At 53.7% G+C, this 22,219-nt stretch carries 22 protein-coding genes; 19 read left to right on the plus strand and 3 right to left on the minus strand.

Annotation, left to right across the window (positions count from 1 at the left end; translation table 11 throughout):
• The first annotated feature begins 94 nt into the window (after positions 1–94).
• Both ACO0K9_RS01435 and ACO0K9_RS01440 read left to right on the plus strand, forming a co-directional pair.
• Positions 95–1,270, plus strand: a complete 1,176-nt coding sequence (locus ACO0K9_RS01435) for an acyl-CoA dehydrogenase (RefSeq protein WP_305262009.1) — start codon at positions 95–97, stop codon at positions 1,268–1,270.
• 173 nt (positions 1,271–1,443) lie between these two features.
• Complete coding sequence (locus tag ACO0K9_RS01440; protein ID WP_422981035.1) at positions 1,444–1,902, plus strand: hypothetical protein; 459 nt, start codon at positions 1,444–1,446, stop codon at positions 1,900–1,902.
• Between the two features lie 144 nt (positions 1,903–2,046).
• Here the strand turns inward: ACO0K9_RS01440 and ACO0K9_RS01445 are convergent, their stop codons facing one another.
• Positions 2,047–3,693 (minus strand): isovaleryl-CoA dehydrogenase, encoded by a 1,647-nt coding sequence (locus ACO0K9_RS01445; RefSeq protein WP_422981037.1) that lies wholly within the window; start codon positions 3,691–3,693, stop codon positions 2,047–2,049.
• A 371-nt stretch (positions 3,694–4,064) separates the two neighbouring features.
• Here ACO0K9_RS01445 and ACO0K9_RS01450 point away from each other — a divergent pair, with 371 nt between their 5' ends.
• The 6 genes from ACO0K9_RS01450 to ACO0K9_RS01475 all read left to right on the plus strand — a co-directional run bounded on the left by ACO0K9_RS01450 (position 4,065) and on the right by ACO0K9_RS01475 (position 10,029).
• A complete protein-coding gene (locus ACO0K9_RS01450; RefSeq protein WP_422981039.1) occupies positions 4,065–4,694 on the plus strand; it encodes a TetR/AcrR family transcriptional regulator in 630 nt (209 codons plus the stop codon).
• An 18-nt stretch (positions 4,695–4,712) separates the two neighbouring features.
• Entirely contained in the window at positions 4,713–7,082 is a 2,370-nt protein-coding gene (locus ACO0K9_RS01455) for a DNA polymerase III subunit gamma/tau (protein ID WP_422981041.1), read from the plus strand.
• A 66-nt stretch (positions 7,083–7,148) separates the two neighbouring features.
• Positions 7,149–7,475: a YbaB/EbfC family nucleoid-associated protein gene (locus ACO0K9_RS01460; RefSeq protein WP_422981043.1), complete on the plus strand. Its 327-nt coding sequence runs from the start codon at positions 7,149–7,151 to the stop codon at positions 7,473–7,475.
• Positions 7,476–7,477: 2 nt separating this feature from the next.
• Positions 7,478–8,074: a recombination mediator RecR gene (gene recR, locus ACO0K9_RS01465; protein WP_422981045.1), complete on the plus strand. Its 597-nt coding sequence runs from the start codon at positions 7,478–7,480 to the stop codon at positions 8,072–8,074.
• An 11-nt stretch (positions 8,075–8,085) separates the two neighbouring features.
• Positions 8,086–8,751: a hypothetical protein gene (locus ACO0K9_RS01470; protein ID WP_422981047.1), complete on the plus strand. Its 666-nt coding sequence runs from the start codon at positions 8,086–8,088 to the stop codon at positions 8,749–8,751.
• 27 nt (positions 8,752–8,778) lie between these two features.
• The gene (locus ACO0K9_RS01475) at positions 8,779–10,029 is read left to right on the plus strand and encodes a CaiB/BaiF CoA transferase family protein (RefSeq protein ID WP_422981049.1); all 1,251 of its coding nucleotides are present in this window, start codon (positions 8,779–8,781) and stop codon (positions 10,027–10,029) included.
• Positions 10,030–10,164: 135 nt separating this feature from the next.
• Here ACO0K9_RS01475 and ACO0K9_RS01480 read toward each other — a convergent pair whose 3' ends face one another.
• Both ACO0K9_RS01480 and elbB read right to left on the minus strand, forming a co-directional pair.
• A complete protein-coding gene (locus ACO0K9_RS01480; protein WP_186946629.1) occupies positions 10,165–10,764 on the minus strand; it encodes a MarC family protein in 600 nt (199 codons plus the stop codon).
• Positions 10,765–10,855: 91 nt separating this feature from the next.
• The gene (elbB, locus tag ACO0K9_RS01485; protein WP_422981051.1) at positions 10,856–11,506 is read right to left on the minus strand and encodes an isoprenoid biosynthesis glyoxalase ElbB; all 651 of its coding nucleotides are present in this window, start codon (positions 11,504–11,506) and stop codon (positions 10,856–10,858) included.
• A gap of 249 nt (positions 11,507–11,755) precedes the next feature.
• Between elbB and ACO0K9_RS01490 the strand changes: the two genes are divergently transcribed.
• The 11 genes from ACO0K9_RS01490 (at position 11,756) to gspD (ending at position 22,218) form a co-directional block, all read left to right on the plus strand.
• Complete coding sequence (locus tag ACO0K9_RS01490) at positions 11,756–11,956, plus strand: DUF1289 domain-containing protein (RefSeq protein WP_422981053.1); 201 nt, start codon at positions 11,756–11,758, stop codon at positions 11,954–11,956.
• A 52-nt stretch (positions 11,957–12,008) separates the two neighbouring features.
• Entirely contained in the window at positions 12,009–14,267 is a 2,259-nt protein-coding gene (locus tag ACO0K9_RS01495) for a molybdopterin cofactor-binding domain-containing protein (protein WP_422981055.1), read from the plus strand.
• A 243-nt stretch (positions 14,268–14,510) separates the two neighbouring features.
• Positions 14,511–14,972: a type II secretion system major pseudopilin GspG gene (gspG, locus tag ACO0K9_RS01500; RefSeq protein ID WP_186946626.1), complete on the plus strand. Its 462-nt coding sequence runs from the start codon at positions 14,511–14,513 to the stop codon at positions 14,970–14,972.
• Between the two features lie 9 nt (positions 14,973–14,981).
• Positions 14,982–15,446: a type II secretion system minor pseudopilin GspH gene (gspH, locus tag ACO0K9_RS01505; RefSeq protein ID WP_422981057.1), complete on the plus strand. Its 465-nt coding sequence runs from the start codon at positions 14,982–14,984 to the stop codon at positions 15,444–15,446.
• A 1-nt stretch (position 15,447) separates the two neighbouring features.
• Positions 15,448–15,825: a type II secretion system minor pseudopilin GspI gene (gene gspI, locus ACO0K9_RS01510; RefSeq protein ID WP_186946624.1), complete on the plus strand. Its 378-nt coding sequence runs from the start codon at positions 15,448–15,450 to the stop codon at positions 15,823–15,825.
• The gene (locus tag ACO0K9_RS01515) at positions 15,815–16,486 is read left to right on the plus strand and encodes a PulJ/GspJ family protein (protein WP_422981059.1); all 672 of its coding nucleotides are present in this window, start codon (positions 15,815–15,817) and stop codon (positions 16,484–16,486) included. The genes gspI and ACO0K9_RS01515 overlap by 11 nt, the downstream gene beginning before the upstream one ends.
• Positions 16,483–17,496, plus strand: coding sequence for a type II secretion system minor pseudopilin GspK (gene gspK, locus ACO0K9_RS01520; RefSeq protein WP_422981061.1), 1,014 nt, complete (start codon positions 16,483–16,485; stop codon positions 17,494–17,496). The genes ACO0K9_RS01515 and gspK overlap by 4 nt, the downstream gene beginning before the upstream one ends.
• An 8-nt stretch (positions 17,497–17,504) precedes the next feature.
• Complete coding sequence (gene gspL, locus ACO0K9_RS01525; protein WP_422981063.1) at positions 17,505–18,764, plus strand: type II secretion system protein GspL; 1,260 nt, start codon at positions 17,505–17,507, stop codon at positions 18,762–18,764.
• Positions 18,764–19,264: a type II secretion system protein GspM gene (gspM, locus tag ACO0K9_RS01530; RefSeq protein WP_422981065.1), complete on the plus strand. Its 501-nt coding sequence runs from the start codon at positions 18,764–18,766 to the stop codon at positions 19,262–19,264. Before gspL ends, gspM begins: the two co-directional genes overlap by 1 nt.
• A gap of 15 nt (positions 19,265–19,279) precedes the next feature.
• Positions 19,280–20,059, plus strand: coding sequence for a type II secretion system protein N (gspN, locus tag ACO0K9_RS01535; protein ID WP_422981067.1), 780 nt, complete (start codon positions 19,280–19,282; stop codon positions 20,057–20,059).
• Complete coding sequence (gene gspD / locus ACO0K9_RS01540) at positions 20,056–22,218, plus strand: type II secretion system secretin GspD (RefSeq protein ID WP_422981069.1); 2,163 nt, start codon at positions 20,056–20,058, stop codon at positions 22,216–22,218. The genes gspN and gspD overlap by 4 nt, the downstream gene beginning before the upstream one ends.
• Position 22,219 lies beyond the last annotated feature (1 nt).

The raw sequence follows: 22,219 nt of genomic DNA on the forward strand, positions 1-22,219 counted from the left end.
GTAAATAAAAGTAATACATAAAAGTAACTTATAAAAGTAAATAATACAAAAAGTAGTTCATACAAAAAGCAATTCATACAATCAGGAGAAACAGATGGCCAAGGCTGTATTTAGTTGGGAAGATCCCTTGTTATTGTCTTCACAGTTGAGCGACGAAGAGCGCATGGTGCAGGATGCCGCGCGCGTCTATTGTGAAGAAAAGCTGACGCCACGCGTACTGGAAGCTTTCCGTCATGAAAAAACTGATCCCGCCATTTTCCGCGAAATGGGTGAGCTTGGCCTCTTGGGTTCCATGATCCCCACGCAATATGGTGGTGCCGGTTTGAACTATGTATGCTATGGCCTGGTGGCACGTGAAGTGGAACGTGTTGATTCGGGCTACCGTTCCATGATGAGTGTGCAAAGCTCTCTGGTCATGGTGCCCATCAATGAATTCGGCAGCGAAGCACAAAAACAAAAATACCTGCCCAAGCTGGCTACGGGCGAATGGATAGGCTGCTTTGGCCTGACCGAGCCGAATCATGGTTCTGACCCTGGCAGTATGGTCACCCGTGCCAAGACCGTACCGGGCGGCTATTCCCTCAGTGGTGCCAAGATGTGGATCACCAATAGCCCTATCGCTGATGTTTTCGTGGTCTGGGCAAAAACCGATGATGGCCGTATCCGTGGCTTTATCCTGGAAAAAGGCTGGAAAGGCCTGACAGCACCGGCCATTCATGGCAAGGTTGGCTTGCGTGCTTCCATCACTGGCGAAATCGTCATGGATGAAGTATTCGTACCCGAAGAAAACCTGATGCCACATGTGGAAGGCTTGAAAGGCCCGTTCACCTGCCTGAATTCTGCCCGTTACGGTATTGCCTGGGGTGCGTTGGGTGCGGCAGAATTCTGCTGGCATACTGCACGCCAGTACACCATGGACCGCCTGCAATTTGGCCGCCCGCTGGCCGCCAATCAACTGGTACAGAAAAAACTGGCTGATATGCAGACCGAAATCACGTTGGCCCTGCAAGGCTGCCTGCGTCTGGGACGCATGAAGGATGAAGGTACGGCTGCGGTGGAAATCACTTCCATCATGAAACGTAATTCCTGCGGAAAATCACTGGACATCGCCCGTACCGCGCGCGATATGCTGGGTGGCAATGGTATTTCCGATGAATTTGGCATTGCCCGTCACCTGGTGAATCTGGAAGTCGTGAATACCTATGAAGGTACACATGATATCCATGCCCTGATTTTGGGACGTGCGCAGACCGGTATTGCTGCTTTCTAAGGTATCAACAACATAATGCCGTTGCTTTGGTCATAGGGCCGGACGGCGGCGTTAACGACATTGTCGCCCGATCCCGCTGCATTTTCTTATTTGCATAAAATTTACGCAATCAAAAGATAGCGCTAGCTCGAGCTTGGCAAAATTTGGTTTATTAATAAGGACGTTGTACGAAAATGAAAGTAATCGCCGCTATTTTGTTTTTCATCTGCTTGAATGCATCAGCGCAAGGCGTACCTACGCTTGAATTGAAAGAAACACCACCGCTGAAACCATTAAATTGGTGCAAGGGCGCTGACGGAAAATCGAACCCCCAAAGAGAACCCTGTGCGCCTGGCACTGAGGGAACCAGCGTCAATACCATCGAATATGAGAAACCAAATTCAGGGCAAGCCCCAGTTGCTGTAGTTCCGGCAGAAGTTGCGGCTGCCCAAAATACTCCCGCTTCTGCCCCTGCTATTGACACCCAGGGCGTATCAAAGAAAGACTTCTGGAAACATATCGGCAAATTGCTCGGATTTGCCCTGGTGATTGGTTTGATAGGGAAGTTTCTTAAAAAATCGTTTTTCTTCTGGTTTATCTTGGGGCTGGTGTTAAGAGTCGTATTGGTTGCGCTGAATGTGCTTAGCTTTTAAGTAGCAACTTCGGTCAGACTTTGCATGCGAAGTAGATGTTTTGGGTGAAGACCGATGAAATTTCCCGTTACTAAGCGTTTCTGGACCCGGTTCACTCATTCATGCAATATGAAAGAGCAAACAAAGAAGGACACGAGCAGCAGATCAGTTTGTGAAGGCATTGGCGATGATGCTTTCCTGTAATGCAGCTGGTATGCCGCTATCCAGGCTACCATAAATCCTGCCATTTGCTCCATCCAGCCGGCTACGCACAAATGCGCAGGCACTATCGGACTGGGCATGTTCACACATGAGAAAAGCCTGGGCGGTCAGCACCAGTTGTTGCGCAATGCGACGGGCGCTCATTTCTTTCTGTTCTGCCGGCAACTGTAAATCGGTTTGCAATTGTTGCACCATCTGTCGTACTTCTTGCGACTGTGATCCAGCCCATTGTTGCAGCAGCAATTGCATACCCACAGGATCGCGTTCCATGGCCCGCAGTACGTCAAGGCACATCACATTGCCCGAACCTTCCCAGATGGAATTGACCGGCGCTTCGCGATACAGACGGGCCATGGGGCCGCTTTCCACATAGCCATTGCCACCCCAGACTTCCATGCATTCACCAGTGAATTCCAGGGTACGCTTGCAGACCCAGAATTTGGCGGCAGGCGTCACTATGCGTCTCCAGGCGCGTTGCAGCGGGTCATCGGCATTGTCCAGCGTTGCTGCCAGATGCAGCATCAGGCGGGTGGCAGCTTCGCTTTCCATTACCATATCGGCCAGGACATTGCGCATCAGTGCCTGCTCGAGCAGTTTCTTGCCAAAGGCATGGCGATGGCGTGCATGATGTATCGCTTGCACCAGCGCCTGGCGCATCAGCGCAGCACTGCCTATCACGCAATCAAGACGCGTCAGGTTAGCCATTTCTATGATGGTGGGGATGCCCCGGCCTTCATTGCCGACCAGGATGCCGTAGGCATCCTGAAATTCCACTTCACTGCTGGAATTGGATTTGTTACCCAGCTTATCCTTCAGTCTTTGTACGATGACAGCATTCTTGCTGCCATCTGGTCGCCAACGCGGCACAAAGAAACAGGACAAGCCTGCCTCGGTGGTCGCCAATACCAGATGGGCGTCGCACATGGGGGCAGAAAAAAACCACTTGTGGCCGGTGATGACATAGTCAGCGCCACGCCCGCCAGCACCGGTGGCGATTGCTGTGGTGGTATTGGTGCGGACGTCCGAGCCACCTTGTTTTTCCGTCATGCCCATGCCTATCAGCATCGATGTCTTGTCGGCAATGGGCAGGTCACGGGCATCATGTTCATTTGAGTACAGTTTGTCCTTTAAGCTGGCGAACAGGCGCGCTTCATTTTGCAGCACAGGTATCGATGCAAAGGTCATGGTGGTCGGGCATAGGGAACCTGACTCCACCTGTGCTTGCATGAAATAACCAGCGGCTCTTGCAACATGGGCGCCCGGGCGAGGTGTACGCCAGGGGCTGGCATGCAGGCCCTGTTTGCGCAACAAACCCAGCAACTGGTGCCAACTGGGGTGGAAATCGACGCGGTCTATGCGTTTGCCATGACGGTCATGGGTATGTAATTCAGGCAGATGGGTATTTGCCAGCGCACCCAGTTCCAGCACTTCACGGCTACCCAGTTCTTGCCCGGCTTCCCGCAGGGCAGATTGATGCCAGTCCGCATGGTAATGACTGCTGCTTGTCATTAGAACAGCATCACTAGAGAAAATATTGTAGTCTTGCAGGTCTGGAACCTGATTGCTGATTTCGTGAGTTTGCCATTGCATATGCGCCTCGTTATCTTATTGATTTCATTAGAACTCATTTCATAAATAGGGATGAGTGCGAGCAAGGCGATTCGGGATGCAGTGCAAGGCGTCGTCGCGCAGCTAAGGCTAGTGCCTTAGCAAGCGGCGCAACGCTGCAATGCGCCCGAATCGTCAGCTCCCGAAGGGTTTGCCTCATAACGCGTGCTGGACTGCGTTGGACTCGTTGTCAATAGACCCGCTATTGACTGCCTCGTCCGCCTTGCCAGCCCACGTTATGAGGCAAACGCATCTCACCCCTATTTATGAAATGAGTTCTATTAGTGTAGCGTGATGTTTGCGTTCAGATGTTCGCCTTTCCAACCACGCCGTCAAACGGTAATTAAAAACAGATGACAGAGATTGCCAGCCCATTGAAATTAAGGCGCAAGCCGGTTCAGCAACGGTCCAGAATGACGCAAGTGGCGATTCTGGATGCCTTTGTTCGGCTTTTGGTTGAAAAAAACTATGCCGACCTGACCATGCGCGATATTGCTTTGGTGGCAGGGGTAGGGCTGGGTACCTTATATGAATATTTCCCCGGAAAAAAATCCATTGCTGCACATTGCATACATGAACGTTTCAAAAATATAGGCACGCAAATGCGTCTGTGGATAGACTTGCAACGTGGCCAGCGCCTGCCAGACCTGGTGCAGTTCATGATAGAAAAAATCATACAACTGCATGCGGAGAAAACCGATGAATGGTCTGCCCTGATTTTTCTGGAGCGGCAAATATCCGACATCCAGGCCTATAGCATCCTGTACGGCCAGATCGTGGCTATCTGGGAACAGGCTTTTGCTGCCAGTAGTGACCGCGCCAACTACCTGAAGGCCAGCCCGGAAGTGGTGCATGCTGCCATTTACGGTGTGTTGTATCAAACCCTGATGTTGTCCCCGCAAAGCCTGCAGGACGCTGATTTTCGCGTGCATATGAAAAACTTGGTGCTTGGATATCTGCAAATCAGTGGTCAGTCAGCCTGAATAAGGTAAAATCGCAAGATGTCCTATCAAGTCCTCGCCCGAAAATATCGCCCAAAGAGCTTTGAAACGCTGGTTGGGCAGGAGCACGTGGTTCGTGCCTTATCTCATGCGCTTGAGCAGCAGCGGCTGCATCACGCCTATTTATTCACTGGTACACGTGGTGTCGGTAAAACCACTTTATCGCGCATACTGGCCAAATCCTTTAACTGCGAGACGGGTATCACTGCCCATCCCTGTGGTGTCTGCGAAGCTTGTACCGCCATTGATGCGGGTCGTTTTGTTGACTATATAGAAATGGATGCCGCGTCCAATCGCGGCGTTGACGAAATGGCCTCGTTGTTGGAGCAGGCTATCTATGCCCCGTCGAATGCACGTTTTAAAGTGTATATGATCGACGAGGTGCACATGCTGACCAACCACGCTTTCAATGCCATGTTGAAAACGCTGGAAGAGCCACCTGAGCACGTCAAATTCATTCTGGCAACCACCGACCCGCAAAAAATCCCGGTGACGGTCTTGTCGCGTTGCCTGCAATTCAATCTCAAGCAAATGCCGCCTGGCCATATCGTTGGTCATCTGGACAATATTCTGGGGCAGGAACAGATCGAATTTGAATTACCTGCCTTGCGTCTGCTGGCGCAAGGGGCGCATGGTTCCATGCGTGATGCCCTGTCGCTGACCGACCAGGCAATTGCCTATGCTGCCGGCAAAGTAACGCTGGATGCAGTGCAGGGTATGTTGGGTGCACTTGATCAATCGTATCTGATTCGCTTGCTTGACGGTCTGGCCGCGCAAGATGGCAAGGCCTTGCTGGATGTGGCAGATGAAATGGCTGCCCGCAGCCTGTCTTACAAGGCTGCCTTGCAAGACCTGGGCAGTTTGTTGCACCAGATTGCTATTGCGCAGCTGGTACCCGCAGCAGTGGCAGATGATATTCCTGAACGTGAGCAAGTCTTGCGTCTGGCGCAATGTTTTGCCAAAGAAGAAATTCAATTGTTTTACCAGATTGCCGTCTATGGCCGCAATGAACTGGCACTAGCACCGGACGAATATGCCGGTTTCAGCATGACCTTGTTGCGTATGCTGGCATTCAAGCCGGCAACTGGCGAGCAGGATGCGATTCCACCAGCCGGTGGCAGGCCGTCTGCACCACAGGCATTGCCATCAAATGGCATGGCAGTGCGTACTACGCATGCCGGTGGCCAGGGCGCCCCCCTCGCTGGCGGATCATCGCAAGCCAGCATGAGTATCGCCCCCTTGGCATCAGCACCGCCCGTAGTGAGCAGGACAGCTATTGCTGCAACTCCAGCACCGGCAAGCCCACCCGCAGCGGCGATTCCGGCAGCACCTGCTGCTGGCACGCGCCCAAACCCCGCGATGGCGGCGCTGGCAGCTGCCCGTGCAGCTAGCGGCAAACAAACGGCGCAAACTGGGTCGACTACAAAACCAGCAGCTTCTGCAGATCTTGTACCAACGCTTGCGACTGCAGCATCTGCACCGGCACCAGTCAGGCCGCTGGTCGCTGCCCAGCCGGTACCGGCCGCAGCACAAGACAGACCCGTGCCAGCAGCAATGCCGGTGCCGGCAGTAGCTGTAATACCTGCACCTACATCTACAGCCAGAGCAGCAGTATCTGCACCAGCCCCCATGATTGCCGAGCAGGATGCACAATCTGCCGGTATGGATGACATGCCGCCACCATGGGATGAAGAAATGTTCTTCGAGTCGGCACCGGCCAGAGCAGACAGCCCGGCTTCCAGGCCAACCACGTCCAACATTTCCAACATCTCCAACATCTCCAACATCTCCAACATCTCTGCCATGCCTGCAGGGGCAGACGCCAGGCAGGAAGATGAACTCATGCTTGCCGTTGGCAAGACCGTCCGCCAGGACGACGATGTCAGGCCGGCAGACAAAGCCAAACCGGAAATGGTGGTCAAACCGGAAGCGCCTGGTGCCGTCGTGGCAGACCGGCAGATATCCAACACCCCCGTACCAGAATTGAACTGGGACGGTTTCTGGCCCAATCTGGCTGCCAGCCTGCCTGTGCGCGGAGTGGCACAGCAATTGGCGCAGCAAAGCGAACTGGTCAGTTGCAGGCAGGATGGCAATGCCCATGTGTTCCGTTTGCGCGTTCCTTTGCCGACCTTGTTGTCGGCTGGTAGCCTGGACAAGCTTACTGCTGCCCTGACTGAGCGCTTTGAAAAAAATATCCGGGTTGAAACCGAAATCGGTGCAGTTGAACAAACTGCCAATGCCCAGGCTGTGGCTGAACGCGGAGTGCGTCAGCAGCAGGCCGAAACTTCCATACAAGCTGACTCTTTCGTGCAGAGTTTAATGCGCGAATTTGGTGCCACTATCGTCACAGGTAGCGTTCGGCCGATTTAACTCGGTGGTATGCAGCGAACAACTTATCTGGACACTTATTTAATTTATATTTTCGGAGAAATTTTTATGATGAAAAATCAACTTGCCGGTTTGATGAAACAAGCCCAGGCCATGCAAGACAACATGAAAAAAGCACAGGATCAACTGGGTCTGGTTGAAGTGGAAGGTCAGGCTGGCGCCGGTCTGGTGAAGGTCGTCATGACCTGCAAAAACGATGTCAAGCGCGTCACGATAGACCCGTCATTGCTGGGTGATGACAAGGACATGCTGGAAGATCTGGTCGCCGCTGCTTTCAATGATGCGGTACGCAAGGCAGAAGCAACATCGCAAGAAAAAATGTCAGCGCTGACCGCCGGCATGCCTATGCCACCTGGCTTTAAAATGCCGTTCTGAGGGTGAAGAAAATCGGTAGTCTGGATGCCTTGTCTGAGGCGCTGCGTCGTTTGCCTGGCGTAGGGCCAAAGTCTGCCCAGCGCATGGCTTATCACTTGCTGCAGCATGACCGCGAAGGTGCGGCCCTGCTTGGGCAGGCGCTGACCCATGCGGTAGAGCGCATACAGCATTGCGCATCCTGCAATACCTTCACGGAAAGCGAAGTCTGCGAAACCTGCCTTGATACGGTACGCGATGCCAGCATGCTATGCGTGGTCGAAACACCTTCTGACCAGATGATGATAGAACAGACCCTGACTTACAAGGGCTTGTATTTCGTCCTGATGGGCCGTTTGTCTCCGCTGGATGGCATAGGACCGAAAGACATACACCTGGAAAAACTGATCGCACGGGCGACTGACGGCGTCGTCAAAGAAGTCGTGCTGGCCACCAATTTCACCAATGAAGGCGAGGCAACAGCCCACTACATCAGTGAAAACCTCAAGGCCCGTGGCTTGCAGGTCAGCCGCCTGGCGCGCGGTGTGCCAGTGGGCGGTGAGCTTGAATATGTTGATGCAGGCACCATTGCGCGTGCCATGCTGGATCGTCGAACAACCTGACGGTAACGGCCATGTTCCTGATTTCCAATGAGCAAAAGAAACAGTTGCGGCAACAATGGCTGGATTTGATCCAGGGCTTGGCCGGCAGCCCCCATCAGGCAGCGAAAGCCTGGACGGTGCTGGACAAACATTACTCGGAACCACATCGCAGCTACCATAATTTATCTCATGTCTGGGCCTTGCTGCTGCATGCAGACCAGATGAAGGCTGACATCCGTGACTTTGCGGTTGTCGCGCTGGCGATCTGGTTTCATGACATTATCTATGACACCCATGCCAGCAATAATGAACTCAAGAGTGCTGAACTGGCTGGCGAGATCTTGAGTCGTCTTGAAATTGACGTGCTTGTGATACCTAAGGTACAGCAATGCATTCTGGCAACGGCCAGACATGAAGTGCCACAGTTTAAAAACCAGGCACATGATTTACCGCTTTTTCTCGATATTGACCTGGCCATACTTGGTGCTGCGTCGGATATCTATCAGCAGTACAGCCAGGCCATACGTCATGAATATCGCTGGGTGACGGCACCTTCGTACCGGATCGGCAGAGTCAAGGTGCTGAAACGTTTTGCCGAGCGTGAGCAATTGTTCTTCACTGCCAACATGGCAAGTCGTTTCGACGCACAGGCACGTGCCAATTTGCTCTGGGAAATCAAGAAACTGACCTTTTTCTAAGGGATGCCAAGGGATGAACTTACAAGCATGAAGCCACAAGCAAATACACATGGCCCTCTGGCGGGTATCAAGGTTCTGGAGCTGGGCACGCTGATTGCCGGGCCCTTTTGTTCACGCATGCTGGCCGAATTCGGGGCTGAAGTGATCAAGGTGGAAGCGCCGGATGGCGGCGACCCCTTGCGTCAGTGGCGTGTCCTGAAAGATGGAACCTCGCTGTGGTGGAGCGTGCAGGCACGCAATAAAAAAAGCATTACCCTGAACATGAAGCAGCCGCAGGCGCGTGAAATTGCCAGAAAGCTGGCGCTGGAAGCTGACATCATCATCGAAAATTACCGCCCCGGCGTGCTGGAAAAATGGGAGCTGGGTTATGAAGATTTGAAGGCCATCAACCCGGCCACCATCATGGTGCGCCTGTCCGGTTATGGCCAGACCGGCCCCATGAAGGATTTGCCAGGCTTTGGTGCTATTGGCGAATCGATGGGCGGCTTGCGTTATGTGTCTGGCCATGCAGACCGGCCACCGGTGCGGGTGGGTATTTCCATTGGCGATTCAGTGGCCGCCCTGCATGGCGTGATTGGTGCCATGATGGCATTGCGTCATCGCGATGTCAGCGGTGGTCGCTGGAATGGTAAGCAAGGTGATGCCTGTGTGGCGGGGCAGGGGCAGATGGTCGACGTTGCCCTGTATGAATCCGTGTTCAACCTGATGGAATCGCTGGTGCCGGAATTTGATCATGCCGGTGTGGTGCGCGAACGCACTGGCGGTGCTTTGCCCGGCATTGTGCCATCGAATACCTATACCACGGCAGAGGGCGAGAATATCGTCATTGCGGGTAATGGTGATGCTATTTTCCATAGACTCATGAAAGCCATAGACAGGGATGATTTGGCACAAGACCCCGGGCTGGTGCGCAATGATGGCCGTGTCCCGCGCACGGCAGAAATCGATGCAGCAATCCAGGACTGGTGTTCGGGTCGTGATATAGATGCTGCCTTGCAGATACTCAAGGCAGCAGATGTGCCGGTAGGGAAGATCTATTCTGTGCGTGACATGATGAGTGATCCGCAATTCCTGGCGCGGCAGATGTTCGAGCAACATGCGTTCGAAGATGGTACGCCCGTCAAATTACCCGCCATTACACCCAAAATGTCAGCAACGCCAGGCCAGACGCAATGGCTGGGCCCACGCCTGGGCCAGCATAATCATGAAGTCTTGCGCAGTTTGGGTTACAGTGATGCTGACATCGCCAGCATGAGCGCGAATAAAATCATAGGATGAGGAAGACAATGAACCGCCAGAACCTGAAACAATTCCTGATAGCGCTCGCCCTGTTTTTGCTTGGTTACTTTACCTTCAATCATTGAGGATTGAGCGCTGAGCATTGATTCAAAAACACTGCTGGCGCATAAACTACTACAGGGTTTTCAGATAATCCCTGATCCCTGCCAGCAGCATTTCTACTGACATCGCCGTCAGTATCAAACCCATCAGGCGTTCAAATGCCGTCATGGCGCGCACGCCCAATACTCTTTGCATGCGTTCGGCACTCAGTAATACGATCAGCCAGACAACCGCAACCGCAGTCAGCGCGGCCAGATGAACCATCATGTCTTGCTTGCTGTCGGATGAAAACAGCAGCACGGTTGCCAATGCGGACGGCCCAGCGAGGGCAGGGATGGCCAGCGGGACGATGAATGGCTCATGGCCATCTTCCACGTCACCGAAAATCCCGCCTTCCTGCGGGAATACCATGCGCAAGGCGATCAGGAATAAAATGACGCCGCCACCTATGCGCAATGATACCTCTGTCAATTGCAGCGCCGTCAGGAAATGCTTGCCAAAAAACATGAACAGCAACAACAGGGCGAAAGCAATTGCACATTCACGTACCACGACGCGCCAGCGTCTTTCCGGGGCGACATGCGACAAGGCACTGACAAAAATCGGGACATTGCCAAACGGGTCAGTCACCAGTACCAGTAAAATCAGTGATTGGAAAAAATCTTGTGTCATGCGGGCCTTATGGTGAGGCAAAAAATGAATCAGTAATTTGGCTGAACAACTAACGGTGCAGCCAGTGGCCAGCGTCTAGTGCAGCACTACACTAGATCAGTGCCAGCGTGGCTTTGACTGCCGCTTCAATGCCAGTGGCGGCTTCTGCAATATTTTCCGCCAGCATGTAGGCGGGTGTGCTGACCAGTTTTTTTTCTTTGTCGATGACAAATTCCTTGACCGGACAACTGATGTGATGTCCACCCATGGCCGTGATGGCGGCGGCAGTCGCTTCATCTGTGCCTATGGTGACGGCGGTGCCGCTGCCGTATACCTGTGGGATCATGGCGGGCGCAATGCAGATATAACAGGCAGGTTTGCCTGCTGCTGCAACGCCTTTGGCAAAACGCAATACGTCAGCCTGTATCTGGCAATCTGCTCCTTTGATAGCAAAGTCAGACAGGTTTTTGGCTGCGCCAAAACCACCCGGAAAGAAAACCGCAGCATAATCCGCCACATTGGCTTGTGCTATGTCCTTGATCTTGCCGCGTGCTATGCGTGCGGATTCAACCAGCACATTGCGGGTTTCGCCAACTGCCACTTCGCCGGTAAGGTGATTGACGACATGCAGCTGTGGCATATCCGGTGCCAGAAACTCGGGCTCCACGCCTGCCCGGACCAGGGCCAGCATGGTCAGGACGCTCTCGTGAATTTCTGCACCATCGAAAACTCCACAACCTGACAATATGACGGCAACTTTCATGATGTGCTTTCCTGAAGTGAATAAAGGCTGGGAGCATAATTTTCCTGCCGAAGCCTGCCGCATGTCAACAGAACCCTTCCGCGCACAAAAAATAGAGTGTCTGTACCAATTGGTTTTAGCTGGACTTATATAAAAACCATTTACTATTGCACGGTATTGGGCAGCAAAAGGCGAGCACCCGTCTTATTATTGGTATGCAGTGTATATTCTGTCCGCAATATCCTTTAATGATGCAGGAACGTTTGAATAATGACAGTGATAAAGATGGAAGGCAAAGAACGCCCGGATACACCCTGTGTTGCTGTTTGTTCAACAACGTTTGATGACGTGTGTCGCGGCTGTGGCCGCACGGTGGCAGAAGTGGCGGAGTGGGTGTTTATGACGCCTGAACAAAAAGAAATTGTCTGGACCCGCATCCTGGCAGAAGGTTATCCGCGCAGGAATACTTGAACTGAGCCTGATCTGCCATTGCCTGTACCAGCAAAAAATAACGGAGACTTGCATGTCGCAACCCAAAAAGAAATCGCGGCGCCGCTTTATTCTTGGTGGCCTGGGGCTAACCGGTGCCTTGCTGGTTGGCTGGGGCTTCTTGCCGCCACGCCAGCGCCTGAATGCCGCGCATGATTTGCCGGTGCTTGATGGCGAAGTAGCGCTGAATGGCTGGATCAGCATCGCCGCGGATGGCAGCGTCAATGTCGTCATGCACAGAAGCGAGATGGGGCAGGGTATTCATACTGCTTTGCAAATGCTGGTGGCGGAAGAGCTGGATGTGCCTCTGAGCCAGGTAAAGCCCATGTATGTGCCGGCTGACAAGATCTACGGCAATCTGGCTGCGATTGCGGATGGCCTGCCTTTTCATCCGGATGATCAGGGTAGCCTGAAGCGCGTTGCCCACTGGATCACGCTGAAATTCGCGCGAGAACTGGGTGTGCAGATGACGGGCGGTTCGTCCAGCGTCAAGGATGCATGGCTGCCCATGCGGGAAGCCGGTGCCACGGCGCGTGCCATGCTGGTCGCTGCTGCAGCCAAAAAATGGCAGGTGGCCGTTGCCGAATGCAAAACCCAGGATGGTGCTGTCCTGCACCCGTCCGGCAAGCGCGCCAGCTATGCTGAACTGGCCGTGGATGCCGTCCACAGCCAGCCGGGCGAAGTACAACTGAAAAATCCGCGCGATTTCAAATTGATAGGCACTCCCCAGCCACGTACCGATGCACTTGCCAAGGTGGATGGCAGTGCAGGTTTCGGGATTGATGCGCGACCCGAGGGCATGCTGTATGCCGCACTGAAACAAAGTCCCACCATCGGTGGGAAAGTAAAACAGTTTGATGCAGCCAGTGTCATGAACATGCCTGGTGTAACGCAGGTCGTGGATTTTTCCATGCCGGACATGGTGGCAGGTGTGGCGGTGGTTGCCAAATCTTATTGGCAGGCCAGGCAGGCCATGGCTGCACTGACGATAGTCTGGGAGCCGGGTGAGAATGCCAGCTTGTCCAGTGAAGGCATATTCAAGGAATTTGCCAGCCAGTTGGATAAGGAAAGTGGTCACGCCTATTACCAGGCCGGTGATGCAGCCGAAGCACTGGCCGGGAAAAACCTGGCGAAAACAGTGGAAGCCGAATACCGCGCCCCTTTTCTTGCACATGCAGCGATGGAGCCGATCAATTGTACGGCGCAGGTTGGGGATAGCAAGGTCGACGTATGGGTATCTACCCAGGTGCCCGGCATTTCCGTTGATCTTGCGGCCAAGGTGGCGAATACCAAGTCGGAAAATGTCAACTTGCATATGGCTTACCTGGGGGGCGGTTTTGGTCGCAGGCTGGAGGCCGACATGGTGGCCCAGGCGGTGCGTATCGCCATGGAAACCAAGGGTTTGCCAGTGCAACTGATCTGGAGCCGCGAAGAAGATATCAGCCATGACATGTACCGCCCGGCGGCACTGGCACGCTTCAGGGCTGGCCTGGATAGTGCAGGCAAGTTGCTTGCCTATGACAATAAATCAGCATCTGGGGCAATTGCCCATCAGTTTTTGAAACGCGCTTTCGGCTTTGCCGGTGCCGGGCCGGACAAGACTACGGCAGAAGGCGAGTTTGACATGCCGTATGAAATACCGAATCAGCGCATTGCCCATGTCATCGTGCCCAGTGCGGTACCCATAGGTTTCTGGCGCTCGGTCGGTCATTCGCACAATGCATTTTTCAAGGAAAGTTTTATCGACGAGCTGGCCCATGCCGCCAACCAGGATGGCGCGGCATTCCGGCGTGCCTTGCTGGTGCGCCATCCGCGTCATCTTGCTGTGCTTGACGCCGCCGTCAGCAAGGCTGGGCAAGTGCCGGCTGGCAGGGCACATGGCTTGGCCCTGCATGAATCCTTTGGTACTATCGTGGCCCAGATTGCTGAAGTGTCAGTACAGGATGGCCAGATCCGGGTACACCGGGTCGTGTGTGCGCTGGATTGCGGTATTGCCGTCAACCCGAATATCATTGCCCAGCAAATGGAATCCGCCATCGTATTCGGCCTGAGTGCTGCATTGTATGGCGAAATCCTGATCAAAGATGGAAAGGTGGTGCAGACCAATTTTGGTGATTATCCGGTTTTGCGCATCAATGAGGCTCCAGAGGTGGAAACCGTGATCATCAAGAGTGCGGAGCCACCGCAGGGCATAGGCGAACCCGGGGTGCCGCCAGTTGCGCCTGCGGTAGCCAATGCCGTATTCAAGCTGACCGGCAAGCGTCTGCGCAGTTTGCCCTTGAAATTGAGTTGAAATATACTGGTGGTAGTAGCTGGCGTTTTTTTGCGTCGGCGTGGCCCGCCGCCAGGTCCATTTAGAACATGGCAAAATGGGTGCTTGAGATTGGTTTTGAGGTGCAGCATTATTTCTCTGATCTTTCTGTTACGATTGGATACAGAAAGCAGCCTTAATTCAGATTCCAGGATTTATACTGCATGCGCATGATACCTGTCATGCCCGGGTGGTTTTGAACGTTTTTAATTATTGATTTTAGCTATGTCCAATACATTTGCAGTTCCACGTGTTCGCCCTGCCTCTGCTTCGTCACGCGGCTTTACGCTGATTGAAATCATGGTGGTGGTGACGATTATTGCCATTCTTGGGGCATTCATGGTGCCCAAACTGACAGGTTTTACCCATGAAGCCAGGGTGACGGCGGCCAAACAGGATATTTCCACCATCATGGGAGCCTTGAAAATGTATCGCCTGCATAACCAGCGCTATCCGACCACGGAGCAGGGTTTGCAGGCTTTGATAGAGAAGCCGACTTCCGGTCCGGCGGCGAATTCCTGGCAGTCAGGCGGTTATATAGAAAAATTGCGTAATGACCCCTGGGGCAAGCCTTATCAATACCTGTCGCCCGGTATACGTGGCGAAGTGGATGTGTTTTCTCTGGGAGCTGATGGCCAGCCCGGCGGTGCCGGTGACGATGCCGATATCGGTTCCTGGGATTTGTAAGACGCTTACATGACAAACAAGGGCAGGCAGCGTGGTTTCACGCTGCTGGAGTTGCTGGTAGTGCTGGTTATTTTCGGCCTCATTCTGGGGGCCGTGAGTATTAACGCCATGCCGGGTGCGCAGCAGCGACTGGAAAACGATGCCAAGCGCATTTCCCTGCTATTGCAACTGGCCCGTGATGAAGCCATCGTGCGCAACCTGCCGGTGGCTTTTGAGGTTGATCAAAACGGCTACCGTTTCTATGTTCGCGAAGACCGGATCTGGTCGCCGATCAAGGATGAGATGTTGCGCGAGCGTTTTTTTCAATTGGCCCCGGTGCAATTGTCGCTGCAGCCGCAGTCGTCCGATGCCGCCACCATACGCATCATTTTCGGGCGCGAGCCGGTGGACAAACCCTTTATCCTGAGCATCAAATCTGCCGACAAGCAAGTCAGTGTGCGGGCCGATGGTGTCGGCCATTTTTCTGTGGAATAAGATGCGACACTCATCCAATCAATCCGGCTTTACCCTGCTTGAAGTGCTGGTGGCGCTGGTCATCGTTGGTACGGCACTCGGTGCCAGCCTGCGTGCTGTAGGCAGTCTGACGCAAAACAGCAATAATTTGCGCGGTTCGATGATGGCGACCTGGTCAGCCGAAAACCGGCTGGCACAAATCCGCCTGGCGCATGAATGGCCAGAATTTGGCGAACGCACTTTTGCCTGCCCGCAGGGTGACTTGCACCTGATGTGTGAAGAACATGTGATTGCCACACCCAATCCCTCATTCCGGCGGGTCGAAGTGTTTGTCTTTGAAGCTGACAAGCCTGAGCGCCGCATCATCAAGCTGACGCAGGTGGTGCCGAATGCGCTGTAGAAGTAGCAGCAAACTGCGCCATCAAACCGGGTTCACGCTGATAGAACTGCTGGTGGCAATCACCATACTGGCGATTATTGCCGTGCTGGGCTGGCGCGGGCTGGACAGCATAGTGCGGGCCAGGGCTGGCCTGACCGCTGAAATGGAACAGACGCGTGGCATACAACTGGCATTTGCCCAGATAGAAAACGACTGCGCGCATCTGGTCGACCCGAATAATTTACCCGGAAGAGAAATCTTGAGCGCACTTGGTTCAAGGCTGGTACTGGTACGCACGGTATTTGAAGAAAATCAGCCCAGCCGCTTGCAGGTGGTTGCCTATCGCCTCAAGGAAGGAGTGCTAAGCCGCAGTGAAATGTCGCCAACGCGTGAGCTGGCGACACTGGAGCAGGATTGGCAAAATGCCATGTCTGATGTTGATGGCAGTCCTGCCATTGCCTTGCAAAGCCAGATACTGAGCCTGGATATGCGGACCTGGAGAAATGGTGAAAATGGCTGGCGCATGGGGGGCACTGAAGCGGATGGTGCGGCGACAGCGCAATCAGGAACAGGGTCGGCGCCCGTCGCCAAAGGCAATAAACTGACTGGACTGGAGTTGTCCGTGCAACTGACCGGGCGTGAACTGCCTGTCACCAAAGTCTTCTTGCTGGGGGCAGTATGAAGTCTCTACCAGTCTATTCTGGCAAGCAAACAGGGGTAGCTGTCATCACGGCATTGCTGCTGACGACATTGGCCATTACCATCGTTGCCAGTTTGTTCTGGCAGCAACAGGTGCAGGTCAGGTCCATAGAAAATCAGCGCATGCAGTTGCAGAAAAAATGGATTTTGCGCGGTGCCATCGACTGGGCCAGGCTGATCTTACGGGAAGACGGCAAGCAATCGGCGAATGTGGATCACCTGGGCGAACCCTGGGCAGTGGCACTGGCCGACACCCGGCTTGATCAATATGTGGAAAATGCCCGCGCCGAAGGGGAGGATAGTGATGCCACCCTGTCAGGTCAGGTCAGTGATGCCCAGGCCATGTTTAACCTGAATAACCTGGCAACCGATGGTATTGTTGATCCGCGCGAACTGGCCGTGTTTGCCCGTCTTTTGACCAATTTGCGTCTGGATCCGCAACTGGCCGAGCCGGTTGCAGCCATGGTGGCAAAAACCCAGGCCAGGGTCGCGGCGGCCCCTGGTTCAAGCGCGGCCGAGTCCGGAACTGGAAAAACCTCGTCAGAAGAGTCGTTTCCTGAAGTACAATTCTTGCGCTTCACCCAGATTGATGATTTGCTGGCAGTCAGCGGATTCAATCCGGAAATGCTGAATCGCCTGAAAACTGCCGTCACGGTATTGCCACGCAAGACCACGATTAACATCAATACCACGACGGCAGAAGTCCTTGCCGCCAGGATAGAGGGCCTTAGCGTAAGTGATGCCGCGATGATGATCGCCAGCCGTGACAGGGCATATTTCCTGACGGTGGCTGATTTCAAGCGGCGTTTTGAGGATAAGACTAAAACCATGAACGACAAGGACGTGGAGGTCTATACCAATTTTTTTATTGTGAATGGTAAAGTGAAAATGAATCGCTCGGCACTGGATGTCAGTGCCTTGATAGAGCGGGCAGAAAGTGCAACAACGACGACGCCCGTGACAACATCGGTGCTTTGGGTACGGGAAAACTGAATAAAAATATGGCAAGCACACTGTATATTTCTTTGCCCTCCAGGGCGGCAGCACAGAACCGGCCTGAATGGGCCGGACAAGCCTTGTCCTTTGCGCTGATAACGGCAGAAGGGCGGCTGCAGCAACAGGGGCAGATGCCGCTGGCCGATCTGAAGCCACTGGCCGCAGGCGCAAAGCAAGTCGCATTTTTGCTGGCGGCGACCGATGCCAGTTTGCTGACAGTCAAAGTACCACCGATGTCGGCGGCCAAACTCAAAACCGCCTTGCCGAATTTGCTGGAAGAGCAACTTGTCAGCGATCCGGCGGACTTGCTACTGGTTGCCTCATCCGTGATCGATGGCGAAATCAGCGTGGCCGTGGCCGACCGCCTGTGGCTGGAAGACGTCGCCAAGCGCGTCAAGGACTGGCCAGCACGCAAATTGTCTGCGTATCCGGCACAACTGGCATTGGCCTTTCATCCCGCTGTGGATGGGCAGAGTGCAGCAGCCTGCGCCCTGATAGAAGAAAAAGATAATGCACTTGAACTCTGTCTGCGCAATGGTGAAAAACAAGGCATAGGCCTGAGCCTGGACCTGACCGGGCAGGCGGATGCGCTGGCCATGCTGGGACACCTGAGCGAACTACCCAAGGTAGATGTCCATGTGCCTGCCGCTGAGCTGGATGCCTATCAGCTACTGGTTGGCCAGCTTGGTCTGGAAGAGGGCATCAATCTGTCCGCTATCAGCTGGGTGACGCGAGTCGCCGGCATCAGCCAGACGACACCGGATTTGATGACGGCTATCGCAGCCGAACACATGGCCAGTTTTGACTGGAGCAAGTGGCGCTGGCCCTTGCGTCTGGCGCTGGCGCTGTTGATAGTGAATCTGGCAGCATTGAATTTTGAATGGTTGAGCAAACGCAAAGAAGCCCAGGACATCAGCAAATCCCTGACGCAGACTTACAGGAACAGCTTCCCGAAAGAGACCGCGATACTTGATCCGCTGCTGCAGATGCAGCAAAAAGTGAATGTGTCCAAACGCGCAGCGGGACAATTTGCTGCTAATGATTTTGCCGTCATGGCCGCCCAGTTTGCCCAGATCTGGGACAGATTCGGTCCACCGGGCGGGATTGCCGGCATAGAGTATAAGGAGCGTGCCTTGTTCATCAGGACCAAACCCGGCATCCAGGTGCCGCTGGATAAACTGCGCACAGGATTGGCAGAGCAATCACTGGAAATCAGTTCCGCCACCGACGGTACCTTGCGCGTGACAGCAGGAGGTAAGCACTGATGATCTATGCACTGAAGGAACAATTCAATTTCTTTTGGCTGGCCCGCGCCGAGCGTGAACGCCGTATGCTGTTGATATGCGTACTGGTGATTACCCTGGCGCTGATCTATGCAATTTTTCTGGCACCGGCTTTGGGCGGGCTGAAACAGTTACAAACCAGTATCCCGGTGTTGAATCAGCAACTGGCGGAAATGGCCGAATTGAGCAATCAGCAGTCACAACTTACCGCCAGCCTGTCCGAAACGATTTCACCGGTCAGCAAGGAACAACTGGAACAGTCGCTGACTAGACGTGGCATCAAGCCCCAGACCATAGGCGTGAATGATGACATCGTCAGGGTGCAAATCCCTGCCGCCGGTTATGCCAATTTGATGGAATGGATGGTGGAAATGCAAAAAGCGTCGAGATTGACAGTGGAAGAAGCAAAACTGGTTGCCTTGCTGGAAAGTGGCCAGGTCAGTGCCACACTGACGTTAAAGCAGCAAAGAAACGGCCAGTGATGGCAGGTTGAACAGATGCCCATTGTTAAACGTTTAGGCTGGATTGTTGCCGCGATCATCAGTGTGCTGGTTACGGTGATGCTGTTTTTGCCGGCCAGCTGGCTGGGTCTGGTAGTGGAAAAGCAAAGCCGGGGTCGCCTTAGTCTGGGTGATATCCAGGGGACATTCTGGCAGGGGTCGGCTTTTATCGGTGTTGCCGCAGATGGCCGTGGCCCGGTCACACCCTTGTTTCCGGGACGCTTTCAATGGCATATTTCACCTATGCTGTTGCTGGGGCAGATCAGGCTGGAGCTGGAAAACCCGGCTTCCCTGAGTGTACCGGTCAAACTGGCAGGCAATTTCAGCCAGTGGCAACTGAGCCCGGCAGTGTTGTTATTGCCACCAGAACGCCTGGAGGGATTGGGTGCGCCCTTAAATACCATAGGGCCAACCGGGATATTGCATTTATCATGGAATGATTTGCTGTTTTCGCGTACCAGTGGGCCGCTCAGTGTGACTGGTCATGTACAGCTGGAAATGGCAGAAATGGCCTCGCGCCTGTCACCCGTCAAGCCTTTGGGCAGTTATCAGATGGCGTTTGATTTGCGCGGGACAGAAGCCGACATGCAGTTATCGACCATGAAAGGGCCGATGATGCTGGAGGGGGCAGGTAAGATGTTGTCAGGACGTTTCCAGTTTTCAGGGAAAGCCTGGGCACAGGCAGGGCAAGAGGCTAAATTGGCAAATTTATTGAATTTGCTGGGACAGCGCCGCAGTGACGGCGATAAAGATGTAATTGCGTTAGAGTTCAAATGAAAACATTTCCATTAAAGCACAGGGTCGCCATGACAAGAAATTCGATACGCAAACCTATACAGCAATTGTCTGCCATCACAGGTGTTGCGGTATTGACGGCTGGCTTCCTGCTGACGCCAGCGGCGATGGCGCAAGCACCAGCAAAAAATACGGCGGACCTGAATTTTGTCGGTGCCGATATTGAATCCGTCATCAAGGCGATCGGTCACTATACCGGTACCACCTTCATCATTGATCCACGCGTCAAGGGCCAGATTAACCTGGTGTCAGAGACGCCCTTGACAAAGGATCAGGCTTTCAAACTGCTGACATCCACCTTGCGCCTGCAGGGGTATGCTGTGGTGACAGCGGATGGCTATTCCAAAGTGGTGCCGGAGTCTGACGCCAAATTGCAGCCAGGTCCGACCCAGACCATGCACGCAGAAAAGAATGACGCTGCCAAGGGTGACCAGGTGGCTACCCAGATTTACAAGCTCAATTATGAATCTGCGGCGAATGTGGTGACCATCCTGCGTCCGCTGATTTCACCGAATAACACCATCAACGGCAATCCGGGCAATAACACGGTAGTGATTACCGATTATGCCGATAATCTCAAGCGTCTGAACAAGATCATAGCGGCGCTGGATGTACCGGCTTCGGTAGATATGGATGTCATTCCTATCAAGCACGCCATTGCTTCTGACGTGGCGGCACTGATCAACAAGATCATGGATTCTGGTACCGGTGCGGATCCTGCCCGTGCCATACTGATGTCTGATCCCCGTTCCAATTCCCTGTTGGTGCGTGCACCGTCTGTTGCCAGGGCTAACCAGATTAAATCCCTCGTTGAAAAACTGGATCAGCCAACCACCATGCCAGGCAATGTCCATGTGGTATATCTGAAAAATGCCGAGGCCGAGAAACTGGCGCAGACCCTGCGTTCCATCGTCACTGGCGACACATCCAGCGCACGCTCAAGTTCCAGCGTATCGAATTTTGGTAGCTCGGCAAATGGTACGAATAGCCCGCTGGCCTCATCCAATGCAGGTGCTATCGGTGGTGCATCCCCCACACCGTCTTTGCCAACGTCCAGCACATCCACCTCGTCTACGGGCGGCGGTGCTGCCGGTTATATCCAGGCAGATACGGCAACCAATACCCTGATCATCACTGCCAGCGAGCCCGTGTATCGCAATTTGCGCACCGTCATAGACCAGCTTGATGCGCGTCGCGCCCAGGTTTATGTAGAGGCACTTATCGTTGAGATTACTGCAGACAAAGCCAATGAGCTGGGTGTGCAGTGGATGGGCTTGTCAGGGGACAGCACCAGCAATTATCGGGTAGGCGGGGGTACTTCCTTTTCAACAGCTGGGAATAATCTGCTGTCACTGGCCGCTGGTAATGCGACCAGCGCCGGTTCGGTCTTGCCAGGAAAAGGCCTGTCGCTGGGTATCTTCAAGCAGATCAATGGCCAACTGGGTCTGGGTGCGCTGGCGCATATATTGCAGACCGATGGCAATGCCAATGTCTTGTCGATTCCTAACATCGTGACGCTGGATAATGAAGAGGCCAACATCATCGTCGGCAAGAATGTGCCGCTGATCACGGGGCAGTTCACCACGGCCACGTCGGGTACTGCTGGTGCCAATCCTTTCCAGACCATAGAGCGCAAAAACGTAGGTCTGAAGTTGCGGGTCAAACCACAGATTTCTGAAGGCGGTACCGTCAAACTGGCGATTTATCAGGAAGTTTCCAGCATTGATGACACCACCAATGTGTCTGGCATCATCACCAAAGAACGTTCCATTTCCACCAATGTGCTGGTGGATGACGGCCAGATTATCGCGCTTGGTGGTTTGATAGAAGACAGCACCACCGATGGCGTGGAAAAAGTGACTGGTCTGGGTGATATACCGATTCTGGGCAACCTGTTCAAATACCAGTCCACCAAACGTGGCAAAACCAATCTGATGGTGTTCTTGCGTCCGACCGTGATACGCAGCGCAGAGCAAAGCAATAATGTCTCTGTTGACCGCTATGACTACATGCGCACCCAATTGGCACCGGGTAAAGAAGGTTTGACTGACACCTTGTTGCCGAATATAGAAAAAGGCAAATTGCTGTCCACGCCTTTGACCATACCGGCAGAAGCCGGCAACAACAAGCAAGGGAAATAAT

Source organism: Undibacterium sp. Ji50W (genome assembly GCF_049340445.1).
Classification (GTDB): Bacteria; Pseudomonadota; Gammaproteobacteria; order Burkholderiales; family Burkholderiaceae_D; genus Undibacterium.